Genomic DNA, 14,930 nt, shown 5'->3' with positions numbered 1-14,930 from the left:
CTGCGCGAGCCAGGTGGGATACCAGAACGAGCGGATCTCGCGCTTTGCCTGGTAGCGCGAGCCCGCGCCACCGTCGAAACCGTCATACGACGGGGCCTGCAGAAACAGCGTTTTCATATTCCTCGTTTGTCCACGCAGTGTGGTGAAACCCGGTTTGCTATCGCGTGCGCCCGGTGGCTTGTCTCGTCGGCGCCCAGCGCCGCGCAAATGCCTCGAAACGCATTACGCAAAACATTCGATCGGCATACCGGTTCGCACGTTTGTTATCGAATTGAAGGACTAAGCGCCGCGGGTGAACCCTAGGATATTAAGCTGAAAATCCGATGCTGACCTTAAGCGCTTTCCCTTCTTCCGAAGTATTGAAACATGCCAAACCCCCAGTATGACAAATTGATATGACAGTTTTCATCGCAGCGCGCCAATTGATGTCCATTGGCATGACAATCGGCCACAAGTCTGGCATAACCCGCCCTCTTGCCCCCGAAAGTCGTGTCAATCGGCCAAAGCTAAGCAATTCGTGTGCCATCGGGTGCATATCGCTCGCGCATACCTCAGAGGAATCGCCCGGTGCGTTGGCATCGCTTCCGCCATATCGGACAAGTTTTCGCTGATCGCCGACATTGCGTAAAAACACCTCACAATCGGGTTACGATGCAGCAAACGGCGTGACTGCGGGTCCCCGCCGCGAATGTGCGAGCGATGCGGCGCGGCCAACGCTGCCCGGCAGGTCCGGACGACTGTCCGGGTTTTCATGCAGGCCAGGCACCCGGCGTGCGCCGCCTGCTCAACCAAGCGCCACCGTGAGCCGTCATTGTCCATGCGTATCCTCTTCGTCATCGGCAACCTGGGCGACTATCACGTCCCTCGCTACGAGGCTCTCGTCAGCGCGGCCTCCAGTCGCGGCCACCAGGTGGCACTGCTCGAGGTCTTTGCCCGCTCGGGCGTCTACGGCTTCCCTCAGGAACGCCGCGCCGCATTCTTCGCGAACCGGCCGCGCATGGCGGAAACGCTGGTGGAGAACGGTGCCGACAGCGACGGCCTCAGCGCGCGCGACACCGCACGCCTCATTGCGAAGGTGCGCAACTTCGAGCCCGACGTGGTCATCACGCTCGGCTACAACACTGGCTATTCGGCAGTGCTCTGTTTCCTCAGACATCTCACGCGGCGCTTCAAACTCATCTATATGTCGGACTCGAAGGCCGACGACGGACTGCGCCAGCGCACCAAAGAGCGGCTCAAGCGTTTCATCGTGAGCCGCTTCGACGGCGCGCTCGTCGCGGGCGAGAAGCATCGCCGCTACGCGCAATCGCTTGGCATACCGAAGGAACGATCCCGCATCGGTTTCGACGTGATCGACGTAGACTATTTCTCGGATCTCGCGCAGGCCGCGAGCGATAACCCCGAGGCCGTGCGATCCCGCTTCGGCCTGCCGCAGCGCTACGTGTTGTGCGTGAGCCGCTTCGTTGCGCGCAAAAACGTCGACGTGCTGATCGACGCCTATCGTAAATCCGGCGTGTACAACGAAAATATCGGCCTCGTTCTGGTGGGTCAGGGTCCGCTCGAAGGGCAACTGCGCGCGCGTATCGCGTCGCTCGGCCTGATGCCGCATGTGACGATACTCAATTCGCTCGCCAACCAGGACATGCCGAATCTCTACGCGCTCGCGGAATTCGTCGTGCTGGCGAGCGAATTCGATCAATGGGGCCTGTGCGTGAACGAAGCCTTCGCGGCCGGGTGCCCTGCCATCGTCACGCGCACATGCGGCGTGGCTGGCGAAGTGGTGATCGACGGCGTGAACGGTTTCGTGGTCGAACCGCGCGACGTCTCGACGCTCGCGCAGCGCATCGGCGAGCTGGGCGGCAAGCCCGCGCTGCGCGAGCGCCTCGCCGCCGGCGCGCAAAGCACGATCCGGCGCTGGACGCCCTTGCTCTTCGCCTCGAGCGCGCTGGAGCTTGCCGAGGTCACAACCCGCCGTACTAGCGACCCCGCACGGCACGAACTCGTGTAGCGCTCCCTTTAGCTCTATAGCGCACTACACGACGCCCCGCCGCTCAGAGATTGGGGGCGAACACGCGCCCGGGCGCAAACTTCCGCTTGAGCGTACGCATCAGCAAATAAACCGTGCCGTGGCGCTCGACGCCCAGCCGCTGCGTGAGCGTCGCGCCGAATCCGTTGAGGAAGCTGAATGTCGATGGGCTCGAAAAACCGTCGAAGTCGAAGGTGAGCTTGCGCTCCAGCGCGCGGCCAATGCCGGTCCACAGCAGCAGGCTGATCGAGCCGCTGTGCGCGTCCTGCGCGCGCGACGAAAGCAGGTAATACATCGCCTGATGGTCCCAAACGAGGCCCACCGCCGCCACGAGCTTCCCGCCTTGCCCATAGGCACCGAGCAACATCCCCGCCTTGCGCTCGACGAACGCGTTGACGAGGTCGCGCATGACCGCATCCCCGTAAGCATTGGTACGCGAACGCGCCGCAAGATTCGCGTCGTAGAACGCGATGAACTCGTCGGGCGTGATGTCCGGCACGATGGTCAATTCGCGTGAGGCACTGCGGATCACGTTGCGCGTCTTGCTGTTCAAACGCTTCCATGCCTCGTCGGCCGTGGTGTTCCAGTCAATGCGGAACGTGTAGCGCGCCGACACCGTGAAGCCGTGCAGTGCGAACGCAAGCGCGTCGTCGATGCGCGGGTCGAGCACCTGGAAAAAGCTGTCGCAGTCGGGCAACTGCTCGATCAGTTTTCCGGTGATGTCGAGTTCATGATGCAGTTGGCGAGCCTCGCTGCCCGTCACGGATTTGATGACCGGCCCGAGCGTGCGCGTGAGCGGCGGCAGGTGCGAGACACGCCACAGTCGCGTGCGCTGCATCGCGTACGGCATCTCGCCAATGACCTCGTCGTTCTGCTTCACCACCGCAAGCTTCCAGTCGCCTTGCGTGGCGATGTCGAGCCACCAGCGCTCATGAAAGATCGAAGGCGCTGCGCGTACCGGCACCGGCGTAGCAGCCGGTGCCTCGATAACGGGCAACGTCCGGTCGTTTATGGTCGTCATCGATCACCGGTATATTCTGACTGCAAGCGCCGCGGGGTCCCACATGCGCTCCACCTCCCCCAGCACCCATGCTCCTAAATGACTTCTCGTCGACGGGGCAACGGCATGTACTCAATATGCACATTTCACGCGGCGGGTTGCCTTTGTCCCTCCCGGGTCCTGCGACGCTACACACAAAATGGCGCTTCGAGCGCTTCTGTTTTCGTTTCCGGGATCACCTGCTCGCGCTGCGATGGATTGCGTAGTTCCGCGGCGGCGAACTGCCATTCGTACATCGACTCCAGTCTACGAACAGCAACCTGCCCGTTTACGCCAAAACCAAGACGCATGCGGATAGGTTATCTCCCTGGTCGTTTTTTTCCGATCATACTGCTCGATTTTGCAATGCAGCAATGCACGGACCTGCCGCACATTTGCATACTGATTATCTAACGCGAACGATTCGCGATCAGGCGTTTAGTTAGGAATCCATTCAACCTGATCAACCCCGCTCATCATCGTTCAAGCCAGTGGTTGTGTCGTCATGGCCCGCGTGAACCCGTGCATGGGGCGGCGCACCGCCACATCGAACGGGTTCGTTTGCGGCCCGATGATTCCGGCCTGCCGCTTGAGCAGTTCGACGATCGTCGGCAACCGGTCCTCCGTGAGACGCGCAGCCAGCGTACCTACGCTCAGCGCGCCCACGGCGCAGCCGTTGTGGTCCAGAATCGGCACGGCCACGCCCGCCATGCCTTCGAGCACGCCGGTATTGCGCCCCGCGTAGCCGAGCTTGCGCACACGCTCGATTTCCGTGCGCAAATACACCTCGTCCAGCACGCCGTAGCTGCGCAAACGCGGCACGTTGAAACGAATGATCTCTTCGCGCTCGGCCTCGGGCTGGAACGCGAGAATGGCAAGACTGCCCTGACCCACGCCCAGCGCTACGCGCCCGCCAATATCGCCCGTGAACGAGCGGATCGGAAACGGACCTTCGCACATGTCGAGGCAAACCGCGTCGAAGCTGCTCTTCACGAGCAGGAAAATGGTGTCGCCAAGGCTTGCGCACAGCCGCAGCAATGCGGGCCGGCATAGCGTGCGCATGCCGCTGGGATTGCCCGCCTGCGCCGCGAGCGCAAAAAAATCCACGCTCAGCCGATAGCGCCGCGTGCCTTCGTCCTGCTCGACCACGCCTTCGGCGATCAGCCCCTGCAGCAACCGATGCACGGTGGCCTGGGTCAACCCCACGGCCTTGGCGAGTGCCGTCACGCGGCTGCCTTCCGCCTGACTTGCCCCCAGCGCGCGGATCACCGCGAATGCGCGCTGCAACACGCCAGCGCTGCGTGCGTCGTCGGCCGGCGTTCCACTTTTCTCTTCCACTGACGTCATATCAACCTCGATTCATTCCATTCAGCGGAATACCCGCCGAGAGCTCGTACGAATTGGCACACTGATCGAAAGATCGAACTGCCACACCGCATTACCCTGTCGCTAGCCTGCTCAGGGATTTCCCGAGGTTCGCCGGGTGAAATAATCCATAAGCTAGGCCAGTCGCATATTCCGTTAAACGGAATATAAGACAGATTCCTATCGTATGATGGAATTTTAAATTGACGACCAAAAATTTGGCTAGCTACAGTCGGCTTCAACGCCCCGCACTGCAATTCGCTTAGCGGGTGCCGGCGCAACCCAAGCACTGGAAGGCCACACCATGTCGTTCCTCACCCTGACCGATGTATCGAAATCGTTTGGCGATCTGCAGGCGGTCGCGGGCGTCAGTTTGTCGGTGGAAAAAGGCGAGTTCGTCTCACTGCTCGGCCCCTCGGGCTGTGGAAAAACCACGACGCTGCAGATGATCGCCGGCTTCGTCGAAACCACGCGCGGGCGCATCACGCTCGATGGGCGCGACATCACGCATACGCCGCCGAACAAGCGCGGCCTCGGCATCGTGTTCCAGAGCTATGCGCTCTTTCCGCACATGAGCGTGGAGCAAAACGTGAGCTTCGGCCTCGAAATGCGCAGCGTGGACAAAGCCGAGCGCCGGGATCGCATTCGCGAAGCACTCGCGCTCGTGCGCCTCGACGCTTACGCGCAGCGCTTTCCGCGCGAGCTTTCGGGCGGCCAGCGCCAGCGCGTGGCGATTGCGCGCGCCATTGTGATCGCACCGCCCGTGCTGCTGCTCGACGAGCCGATGTCCAATCTCGACGCCAAGCTGCGCGAAGACATGCAGTTCGAACTGCGCGCCATCCAGCGCAAGATCGGCACGACCACGCTGATGGTCACGCACGACCAGTCCGAAGCGCTGTCGATCAGCGACCGCGTGGTCGTGATGGAAAGCGGCCGCATCACCCAGGTCGACACCCCTTATCGCGCGTATGAGCGGCCCGAGAACGACTTCGTCTCGCAGTTCATCGGCAAGGCCAACATGCTCGCGGGCCGCGTCGTCGCGCGCGAGGGCGACACGATCCGCGTGGACCTCGGCCACGATCTCGCGGAAACGGGCTCGACGGCGCAACTGCCCGAGCGCAGCCGCACGGTGGGGGTGGGCGACGCGATCACGCTGTGCATCCGCCCCGAAAAGCTCAAGCTGTGCGCAAGCGGCTCGGGCCGCCTCGCCGGGCGCGTGACGAGCCGCTTCTTCCTCGGCAGCCAGTGGCTCTACCGGCTCGACAGCCGCGCGGGCGAAATGCTCGTGTGCTGCCAGAACGAGGGCAAGGAGCCGCTTGCCGAAGGCGACCACGTGGGCATCGACTGGCATAGCGACGCCATCCGCTTCATCCATCAGGAGGGCGCCCATGTCTAGCACGCTCCGCGCTTCGCAGCCGGCCGCGCGCGCCACCCTGCGCGCCGGCTGGCAGGCTTACATGCCGCTCTGGCTCATGAGCGGACCCGCGCTCCTGCTGTTCGCCGCGCTCGTGCTCGTGCCGCTCGCCATGACCGTCGCGCTCACGTTCTACCGCTTCGATCCGATGAGCGGCCCCATTGCCGCATTCGATCTGCATAACTACGTAGAAGTGCTGGGCTCGTCGTACTTTCACACGATCTTCCTGCGCACCTTCGGCATTGCCGCCCTCACCACGCTGCTGTGCGTCGTGATCGGCACGCCCGAGGCGTACATCCTCTCGCGCATGCGCGACCCGTGGCGCTCGCTGTTCCTGCTCGTGATCCTCGCGCCGCTGCTGGTTTCCGTGGTGGTGCGCGCGTTCGGCTGGAGCATGCTGCTCAACATGAACGGCCTCGTGAACCAGTTCTTCGGCCTGTTCGGCATGGGACCCTTCAAGCTCGAATACACGACCTTCGCCATCGTCATCGCGCTCGTGCATGTGATGCTGCCGTTCATGGTGATTCCGGTGTGGACCGCACTGCAAAGGCTCGATCCGCAGACGGAAAACGCCGCGCTGTCGCTCATGGCCTCGCCCTTCACCACCATGCGCCGCATCGTGCTGCCGCAACTCATGCCGGGCATTCTCTCCGGCAGCCTCATGGTGTTCGGCCTGTCGGCGAGCGCCTTTGCGATTCCGGGCCTGCTGGGCGGCAGGCGCCTGAAGGTGGCGGCCACCGCGGTGTACGACCAGTTCCTGAGTTCAATGAACTGGCCGCTCGGCGCGACCATCGCCGTGGTCCTGCTCGTCGCCAATCTCGTGGTGATGCTTACCTACTACCGCGTGCTCGAACGGCGCTACGCGCGCAGCATGGGCTAGGCCCGTTATCCATGTGAACAGGCATCCAGGACACACCATCATGCACAAAAACGGACCGCTCGCCCTCACGTTCCATAGCTTCGTCATTCTGTTCGTGCTCGCGCCGCTCGTCATCGTCATACTCGTGGCCTTCACGCCCGACGAAACCTTGACGCTCCCGACGCACGCCCTCTCGCTGCGCTGGTTCCGCGCGATTCTCGACTATCCGGACTTCATTACCGCATTCCTCAACAGTCTCAAGCTCGCGTTCGCCTCGGCCACGCTCTCGCTCGTCATTGCATTGCCGGCGGGACTCGCAATCGGCCGTGCGCGCTTTCCGGGCCGCGGCTTTCTCAACGCGCTGCTGCTTTCGCCGCTCGTGATTCCGGGGCTCGTGCTGGGCATCGCGCTGCTGCGCTTCTTCGCGCTGATCGGCGCGACTGGCTCGTTCGCATGGCTGATCCTTGCGCACATGATCATCATCACACCGTTCGTCATGCGGCTCGTGCTCGCCTCAGTAAGCGGCCTCGACCGCAGCATCGAGCATGCAGCCGCGTCGCTCGGCGCGAGCGCGTGGACCACCTTCCGCCGCGTCACGCTGCCGATGATCGTGCCCGGCATCACGGGCGGCTGGCTGCTCGCGTTCATCAACAGCTTCGATGAACTGACGATGTCGATCTTCGTGACCTCGCCGCAAACCGTCACGCTGCCCGTGCGCATGTACATGTATGCGACCGAGTCGATCGACCCGATGATGGCTTCCGTTTCCGCGCTCGTTATTTTCATCACGGCAGGCGCGATGTTCCTGCTCGACCGCGTGTATGGACTCAACCGCATTCTGATCGGGCAGCATTGAACGCCGCCCGCCTCTTTCGATTCCTGTTGCCGCACCACCGACCTCCCATGAGCACCGTCACGCCGCTTCCCGTTGCCCAGTTCGTCCGCATTGCCGAAACCGCGCGCGCGAGCGTTTCCTTCGTTTTAGACGGCGTCGAACTCAAAGCGCTCGCGGGCGATACGCTGCTCACCGCGATCCTCATGCACCAGCAGCACGTGCGCCGCAGCGAGTTCAGCACGAAACCGCGCGCGGGCTTCTGCCTGATCGGCGCTTGCCAGGACTGCTGGGTGCGCAGCGAAGACGGTACGCGCCTGCGCGCCTGCTCCACGACACTGCGTGAAGGCATGCGTGTGCTGACACAACCCGTTTCGGATACCGAATCTTATGACGGAGGTGCGCGATGAGCACGGCCAGGCTCGATCGCATCGTGATCGTCGGCGCCGGACCAGCCGGCATTCGCGCCGCGCAAACGCTCGTGGCTGCGGGACTGCGCCCCACCGTGATCGACGAAAACGCGCGCTGGGGCGGCCAGATTTATCGCCAGCCCGCAGCCGATGCGGGCTTCTCGCGCACGAAAGCCGCACTCTACGGCTTCGAGGCGAAGAAAGCCGACGCGGTCCATCGCGCCATGGCCGAGCTGCTCGCGAAGGTCGACTATCGGCCCGACACGCTCGCGTGGTCGTGCGAGCCGGGCCGGCTCGATACTCTGCGCGAGGGCCGCGAAGCAAGCGTGCCCTGGTCGCGCCTGATCATCGCGAGCGGCGCGACCGACCGCATCGTGCCATTGCCTGGCTGGACGTTACCAGGCGTGTATACGCTCGGCGGCGCGCAGGTCGCGCTGAAGGCGCAGGGCTGCGCAATTGGCCGGCGCACCGTGTTCGCCGGCACCGGGCCGCTGCTTTACCTCGTCGCTTATCAGTATGCAAAAGCGGGCGCGCACGTGGCCGCCGTGCTCGACACGAGTCCGTTCGCGCGCCAGGCGGCCGCCGCGCCGAAGCTGCTCAACCAGCCGGGCACCTTCGTCAAGGGCGTGTATTACGTCGCGTGGCTCAAGGCGCATGGCGTGCGCATGGAGCATGGCGTTTCGCTCGCTGCGATCGAGGGAGACGAAGCGGTGCAATACGTCCGCTGGCACACAAGCGATGGAAAGGAGCACGCTCTCGCTTGCGATGCCGTCGGCCTCGGCTACGGCTTGCGGCCAGAAACCCAGCTCGCCGATCTCGCGGGCTGCCGCTTCGCCTTCGACACCCTCAACCGCTGCTGGCTGCCCGAGCGCGATGCGGCAGGCCGCAGTTCCGTGCCGGGCGTCTATCTGGCCGGCGACGGCGCGGGTATCGCAGGCGCCGATGCCGCCGAACTCGCGGGCCGCCGCGCAGCGCACGCGGTGCTCGAAGACATCGGCATCGAAGTACCAAAGCACGATGCCGATATGCCTGACGCGGCAACGCTCGAAAAGCGCCTCACGCGTATTGCGCGCTTTCGCGTGGGCATCGAGCAGGCGTTCGCCCCTCCGGCCAACTGCGCCGCCAGCTGGCCCGATGATCTGACCGTCTGCCGCTGCGAGGAAGTCGATGCAGGCACACTGCGCAGTTGCATACGCAACGGCCTCGTCACCGAAGTCAACCGGCTGAAGGCGCTCACGCGCATCGGCATGGGTCGCTGTCAGGGACGCATGTGCGGCGAGTCCGCCATGGCGCTGCTGAGCGCGGAGACCGGCAAACCGCTGCACGAGGTGGGCCGTTTGCGCAGCCAGGCGCCCATCAAGCCGATTCCCATTTCACCGATGCTGTTCGACGACGGCGTGCAGGTCGTCGAAGAGGAAGCCCACGATGAGTGACACGCGCCACTTCCAGGTTGTGGTTGCGGGCGGCGGGCTCGTCGGCGCATCGGCGGCGCTCGCGCTCGCGCGCAAGGGCGTGAGCGTCGGCTTGTTCGAGCGGCGCTTTTGCGGCGCCCAGGCGAGCGGCGTGAACTACGGCGGCGTGCGCACCCACGGCCGCAGCGCCGAGCAACTGCCGCTTGCGGTGCGCGCCCGGCGTGTGTGGAGCCGCTTGCCCGAGCTGATCGGCATCGACGGCGAATTCGTCGTCTCGGGGCACTTGCGCCTCGCGCGCCGCGACAGCGATCTCGAGGCGCTTCACGCATGGTCCGCCATGGCACGCGATTTCGGCGTGGAGTCGCGGGTCATGAGCGGCGAAGCGTTTCGCCGCCGCTACCCCTGGCTCGGCAAGGCCGCCATTGGCGGGGCGCTATGCGCGAGCGACGGCCAGGCGAATCCGCGTCTCGTCTCGCCCGGCTTCGCGGCGGCGGCGCGGCGCGCTGGCGCGCACGTGCAGGAGCAGACCGCGCTCGGCGACCTGAGCTTCGACGGCCGGCGCTTCCAGATGCGCGCGGGCGACGGGCGCATCAGCGCCGACTGGCTCATCAACGCGTCGGGCGCCTGGGCCAATACGGTGGCGGGCGCGTTCGGCGAAACTGTGCCGATGAAGCCGATCTACCCGAACATGTGGGTCACCGAGCCACTGCCGCGCTTTATCCGGCACAACCTGGGCGTGTATGGCGGCGGCGTCTACGCGCGCCAGGTCGAGCGCGGCAACTGCGTGATCGGCGGCGGGCGCGGACACGGCGACGGCGAGTACGCGCAGCCCTCCACCGCGACCACGCGCGCTGTCATGCGCGACGCCTGCGAACTGCTGCCCGGCCTGCGCGATGCACTGCTCATCCGCACATGGAGCGGCGTGGAAGGCGAAACACCGGACAGCAACCCCATCATCGGTTTCAGCAACACCACGCCGCGCCTCTTGCACGCTTTCGGCTTTTCCGGCGGCGGCTTCCTGCTGGCGCCCGGCGTCGGCGAAGTCCTCGCGGAACTCGTCACCGAAGGCACGACGAGCACGCCCATCGAAGCGTTCGCTATCGGCCGCTTCACGCAGTCTTCCGTTCATGCCGCTCTCCCAATCAAATAAGGAATCCGCAAGATGAAACTCACACGCCCCCTGGTCTCGCTAGCCGCGCTCGTTGCCTTGGGCGTCTCGCCCGGCGCCTGGTCGCAAACGAAGACGATCTACATCGGCATGAACGGCGGTCCGATGGAGAAGGCCTACACGAGCCAGGTCCTGCCCGACTTCGAGAAGGCCAACAACGTAAAGGTGGTGGTCGTGCCGGGCACGTCGTCCGACGTGCTCGCGAAGCTCCTCGCCAACCGCAACAGCCCGCAGATGCATGTTGCCTTTCTCGACGACGGCGTGATGGCGCGTGCCGTGAGCATGGGCGTGTGCGAGAAGCTCGACGATTCTCCGGTGCTCAAGGAGCTTTATCCGTTTGCGCGCATGAAAGGCGACGTGGGCGCAGGCGTGCAGCTCGGCATGACGGGCATTGGCTACAACACGAAGGTGTTCGCGGATAAAGGCTGGGCGCCGCCCACTTCGTGGCTCGATTTCGCCAATCCGAAATACAAGGGCAAGGTGGTGTTCCAGTCGGCTTCTAGCAGCACCTTCGGGCTGCATGGCTTTCTCGCCATCAACCGTCTGATGGGCGGCAGCGAGAGCAATGTCGAGCCAGGCTTCACGAAATGGGCGAGCACGGTGGGGCCGAACGTCGTCGAATACATACCGAATTCGGCCAAGCTCTCGGAAATGATCCAGACCGGCGAGGCCGGCATCTTCCCGCTCACGCCAACCGCTGTGGGCGACCTGAAGGACAAGGGCCTGCCCGTTGCCTATGCCAACCCGAAGGAAGGCGCCGTGCTGCTGCTCGTGGACCTGTGCGTGGTGAAGAACAATCCCGATCCGCAGATCGCACAAAAGCTCGCGCAGTTCCTGCTTTCGGCGCCTGCGCAGAGCAAGGCGGCCGTGGCCGGCAAGCAGATCCCGACCAACCAGAACGCGACCATGCCGGCCGACATGCAAAAGAGCCTGGGCAATCTCGACCAGCTCGTGAAGAAGGTGACGGTGGTGGACTGGGACGTGATCAACGAACACCGCGCGCAGTGGGATTCGCGCTGGAACCGGCAGATCGAGCAGTGATCGTTTGATTATTCGAAGCAGCGTGCCGTGCTGCGCCACACAGCGCTCGGCGATCAATTGCGCGCCGATGTGGCATGCAGGAACAGGCGCGTGTGATGCTTGAGCGGAAAAGCCCCGCTGAAGCGGAGTTTCGATCGGCACCCGGCGAACCCGCCCGCGAGTTCACCGGGGCTTTGCCATCTAGACCCACGCAGTCATGTCGCGGTCTGAAGCGATCAAGCGTGGTGGCGGATCGCACCGGCATTTGCAGATATCGAATTCAAGCGCTGTCTGCTTGCCCCCCCAAGATCGTCTTTAGGACGACTTCCAGATGGTGCGATAAAGCCGTCTGTCTTGCATACGAAGCATCGAACCTTCGCGAAAAGGTAGCTCAATTCTCTCCCCGGGCTTTCCGTACCCTCGATGCCCTCGATGCCCTCGAGCACGTACCCGCCATTAGTCGTGCTGTCCCCTTGCCGGATATAGGCGCGCTGCTGCATGTTATGCCCCGAGCCAATGCCACGTAGCGTATGGCACTTCGCTAACACCGTAACCTGGGTCGCGCGTGCGGCTTCGTGGCGTAGCGTGACTTCTTCTTCGGCGGCTTGTACGTCGCTATACGGCATCCCCCATGCGTAGGCTTCGCCATACGTCGTGTGGTCGGCAACCCAGTCCTTACCCCTTCGCACATGCTCGCTTTCGCGCTCAGCCTCGATTGGCATCCCTAGCGGTTCATCAGGGCTGAAACTGCGCACGACCTGACTCGCCGCCATCGTCGCACTGCGCGTAAGAAGCGACTTCACGAATTCCCTCCCGCTCGTGAGCAATCCGCCTGGTTCGTGATACGGTCGCTCGAATCGCTCCCGGTCTCGCGTGTACTTCGAGAAGTCATCCCCAAAGCGCACGCGGCCGCATAGCTTCCCTTCTTCACACGCGAACCAGATACCGCTTCGACGGCATAATCGCTGGATGAAGGTCAAGTCATCTTCGCCCCACTGCATCACGATTGGCCGCTTGCGGTACTGGCGATAAAGGTCGAATACGGCCTCCGCGAATATCTGGTTGAATTCGTGTTCCTTCAGAATCTGCTGGATGATTTCGGGGTCTTTCTTCTCCAGAAAGTGGCGATACCGCGGCGTATTGCGCAGAAGTGCCAGGCGCGATTCAAGCGTGACTTCGTATGTCGTTTGATCTGGCGAGCCGGGGAACTGCGCGAATGCCGTAATAACGCCTTGAACGCGGCGCGGTTCTTCGGGCTCGCTCCAGCGGGTAGGCGGCGGCTGGATGACGAACGCGGCCATGTGGTTGAGGAAGTCCGAGCGCGAGAGGTCGGGGTTTGGGTGAGTGAACTGGATCGTGTACATGTCCGGTTCGCCTATGGCGCGGTGGCCGGTGAAGGAAAAAATATCGGCTCTGGCAACTTCGGCCACGTGTGGCATGTCGAGGCTATAGAACTGGTGAACGTCGATGCCAGGACGCACCAGCGGGTCGCGTGAACTCAAGTAACGTTCCTCTTAATCTGCGGCGGTAAAATAGCCCAGATAGACTATCCACTTAGCCCGATCAGGCGATATTCAGGCGAGGCATCGACGCGCGATATGGGAATAATCCGAAAATGCCTGGCAATTCCGGGCATAACGATTCGCAGCGCATTTGAGTTCGCATTGATTTGACATTCGCCAAATTCTGGCCAACCTGGCGATTAACTTTGGTTGTCCGCCTCCCGCCTCGCCTGCACTGGCGGGTTTTCCTTCTTATCGCTTTGCACCACAGCCCGTCCTGTATCATCCACGGGTTGTCGAACCGCCCGCTCGCCCATGCGCTCCGCCCTCGATTCTTCCTTGCGCCTTTCCGTTTTCGTCCGCGCGCCGCGCGCCCGCATTCTCGCCCTGGCGCTAGCCGCTGCGTGCGTGCTGCCAGGCTGTGCAACCGGCCCAGCCTCGCAAAGTCAGGCCGGGCAAGCGCTCCCGCCCGATACGGTCACGCTCTTCCCGATCGGGCACTACGACCAGAACGTCGATCACTGGATCGATCCGGCCAGCGCCGATTACGACAAGCCTTTCCTTTCGCCCGAAGTCCAGCGCGCGCAATTCGATGCGCTCGTCGCGCGCTATTTCGGTGCGGGTCCAAACGATCCCTCGCCGTGGAATCGCGCGTTCGTCGAGCAGCGCGTGTACCGCGACGGCGGCAGCGATATCGCCGCGCTGCAAACGCGCCGCCTCGCCGAGTTCGACAACACCGGCAAGCCGCCGCGCCGCGTTGGCTACGGCATGAATTTCCGGCCGCACACCAAGGCGTGGATCGACGCGATCGAGCGCAACGCCAACGTCAACCAGTTCGAACAGACCAGCGGCTTCGACGCCACGCGTCGCGCCATTGCCACGACCGCGCTGTACGTGCGCGAGCTGCCCACTATCGACCCGTCGTTCTACTCACATCGCATCGCGGGCGAAGGCTATCCCTTCGACAACCTGCAGGTGAGCGCCGTGCGGCCGGGCACGCCGCTCTACGTGCTCGGCACGACCGCCGACGGCGCCTGGCGCTATGTGCAGACGCCGGACGTGCAGGGCTGGGTGCGCAGCGACGGCGTAGCGAGTGTCGACGATACCTTCGTTTCGACATGGCGCGCGGCGGCGCACCGCTCGCTCGGCGTCGTGGCCGTGGCCTCTGCCGCGCTGCGCGACGACGCCGGCGTGTTCCGCTTCGACGCGCCCGCCGGCACGCTGCTGCCGCTGCTGCCGGCTTCCGGCGCGACGCCTGGCGAAGTGCTCGTTCCTGCACGCGACATCGACGGCCGCGCGCAGATCCGCACGGCCCCGCTCGATTCGAACGCCATCGTGCCCGCGCCGCTCGCAGCCACGCCGCGCCATCTCGCGCAGTTGATGAAGGCGCTGATCGGCCGCCCCTACGGTTGGGGCAACACGAACTTCGACAACGACTGTTCGGCCGAACTGCAGAGCATTTTCGCGGCGTTCGGCGTGTGGCTGCCGCGCCATTCGTCCACGCAAATGAACGCCGGGGAGATGACCGATCTTTCGGCATCGACGCCCGCGCAACGCCTCGACTGGCTCGTCCAGCATGGCGCTCCGATGCGCACGCTCATCTATATCGGCGGCCATGTCATGCTCTATCTGGGCAACACCGAGCGCGGCGGCAAGACGGTGCCGCTCGTCTATCAGGACGTTTGGGGCCTGCGCCCCGCCGACAACAGCCGCCGCGCCGTGATCGGCGGCTCAGTCGTGTTCCCCTTGCTGCTCGCCTACCCCGAAGACCCAAGCCTCGAATCGCTCGCAGGCACGCCCGTGTTCCAGGTCAGCATTCTGGGCGCGCCTGCAGGGAGCGCGCCGCCGCAGGACGAGGAGAATCCGGCGGGGTAAGTCAGGCG

13 protein-coding genes are annotated in these 14,930 nt (G+C 63.9%); 9 read left to right on the top strand and 4 right to left on the bottom strand.

The window, feature by feature from the left end:
- The first annotated feature begins 817 nt into the window (after positions 1-817).
- Complete coding sequence (locus BHE01S_RS32455) at positions 818-2,008, top strand: glycosyltransferase family 4 protein (RefSeq protein WP_042271524.1); 1,191 nt, start codon at positions 818-820, stop codon at positions 2,006-2,008.
- A gap of 43 nt (positions 2,009-2,051) precedes the next feature.
- Here the strand turns inward: BHE01S_RS32455 and BHE01S_RS32450 are convergent, their stop codons facing one another.
- The 3 genes from BHE01S_RS32450 to BHE01S_RS32445 all read right to left on the bottom strand — a co-directional run bounded on the left by BHE01S_RS32450 (position 2,052) and on the right by BHE01S_RS32445 (position 4,412).
- Positions 2,052-3,047, bottom strand: a complete 996-nt coding sequence (locus BHE01S_RS32450) for a GNAT family N-acetyltransferase (RefSeq protein ID WP_042271522.1) — start codon at positions 3,045-3,047, stop codon at positions 2,052-2,054.
- A gap of 167 nt (positions 3,048-3,214) precedes the next feature.
- A complete protein-coding gene (locus tag BHE01S_RS38175; protein WP_157025778.1) occupies positions 3,215-3,376 on the bottom strand; it encodes a hypothetical protein in 162 nt (53 codons plus the stop codon).
- Between the two features lie 172 nt (positions 3,377-3,548).
- Positions 3,549-4,412 (bottom strand): IclR family transcriptional regulator, encoded by an 864-nt coding sequence (locus tag BHE01S_RS32445; protein ID WP_042271519.1) that lies wholly within the window; start codon positions 4,410-4,412, stop codon positions 3,549-3,551.
- A gap of 322 nt (positions 4,413-4,734) precedes the next feature.
- On the opposite strand from BHE01S_RS32445, the gene BHE01S_RS32440 reads away from it, so the two are divergent.
- The 7 genes from BHE01S_RS32440 to BHE01S_RS32410 are packed head-to-tail and all read left to right on the top strand — an operon-like array spanning position 4,735 to position 11,566.
- Positions 4,735-5,826, top strand: a complete 1,092-nt coding sequence (locus BHE01S_RS32440) for an ABC transporter ATP-binding protein (protein ID WP_042271516.1) — start codon at positions 4,735-4,737, stop codon at positions 5,824-5,826.
- On the top strand, positions 5,819-6,724 hold the full coding sequence (locus tag BHE01S_RS32435; protein ID WP_042271513.1) for an ABC transporter permease: 906 nt from the start codon (positions 5,819-5,821) through the stop codon (positions 6,722-6,724). Before BHE01S_RS32440 ends, BHE01S_RS32435 begins: the two co-directional genes overlap by 8 nt.
- Positions 6,725-6,764: 40 nt before the next feature.
- On the top strand, positions 6,765-7,559 hold the full coding sequence (locus tag BHE01S_RS32430) for an ABC transporter permease (RefSeq protein ID WP_042271510.1): 795 nt from the start codon (positions 6,765-6,767) through the stop codon (positions 7,557-7,559).
- A gap of 47 nt (positions 7,560-7,606) precedes the next feature.
- Positions 7,607-7,945: a (2Fe-2S)-binding protein gene (locus tag BHE01S_RS32425; RefSeq protein WP_042271508.1), complete on the top strand. Its 339-nt coding sequence runs from the start codon at positions 7,607-7,609 to the stop codon at positions 7,943-7,945.
- Complete coding sequence (locus tag BHE01S_RS32420; RefSeq protein WP_042271505.1) at positions 7,942-9,378, top strand: NAD(P)/FAD-dependent oxidoreductase; 1,437 nt, start codon at positions 7,942-7,944, stop codon at positions 9,376-9,378. Before BHE01S_RS32425 ends, BHE01S_RS32420 begins: the two co-directional genes overlap by 4 nt.
- Positions 9,371-10,507, top strand: a complete 1,137-nt coding sequence (locus BHE01S_RS32415) for an NAD(P)/FAD-dependent oxidoreductase (protein ID WP_042271502.1) — start codon at positions 9,371-9,373, stop codon at positions 10,505-10,507. The genes BHE01S_RS32420 and BHE01S_RS32415 overlap by 8 nt, the downstream gene beginning before the upstream one ends.
- Positions 10,508-10,519: 12 nt before the next feature.
- A complete protein-coding gene (locus BHE01S_RS32410) occupies positions 10,520-11,566 on the top strand; it encodes an ABC transporter substrate-binding protein (RefSeq protein WP_042271499.1) in 1,047 nt (348 codons plus the stop codon).
- Positions 11,567-11,781: 215 nt separating this feature from the next.
- Here the strand turns inward: BHE01S_RS32410 and BHE01S_RS32405 are convergent, their stop codons facing one another.
- On the bottom strand, positions 11,782-13,047 hold the full coding sequence (locus BHE01S_RS32405; RefSeq protein WP_157025776.1) for a contractile injection system protein, VgrG/Pvc8 family: 1,266 nt from the start codon (positions 13,045-13,047) through the stop codon (positions 11,782-11,784).
- Positions 13,048-13,362: 315 nt separating this feature from the next.
- Here BHE01S_RS32405 and BHE01S_RS32400 point away from each other — a divergent pair, with 315 nt between their 5' ends.
- Complete coding sequence (locus BHE01S_RS32400; protein ID WP_084069501.1) at positions 13,363-14,922, top strand: SH3 domain-containing C40 family peptidase; 1,560 nt, start codon at positions 13,363-13,365, stop codon at positions 14,920-14,922.
- Positions 14,923-14,930 lie beyond the last annotated feature (8 nt).

Origin of the sequence: Paraburkholderia heleia NBRC 101817, assembly GCF_000739775.1 — a bacterium.
GTDB lineage: Bacteria > Pseudomonadota > Gammaproteobacteria > Burkholderiales > Burkholderiaceae > Paraburkholderia > Paraburkholderia heleia.
This window is presented reverse-complemented; position numbering and strand designations above follow the sequence as displayed.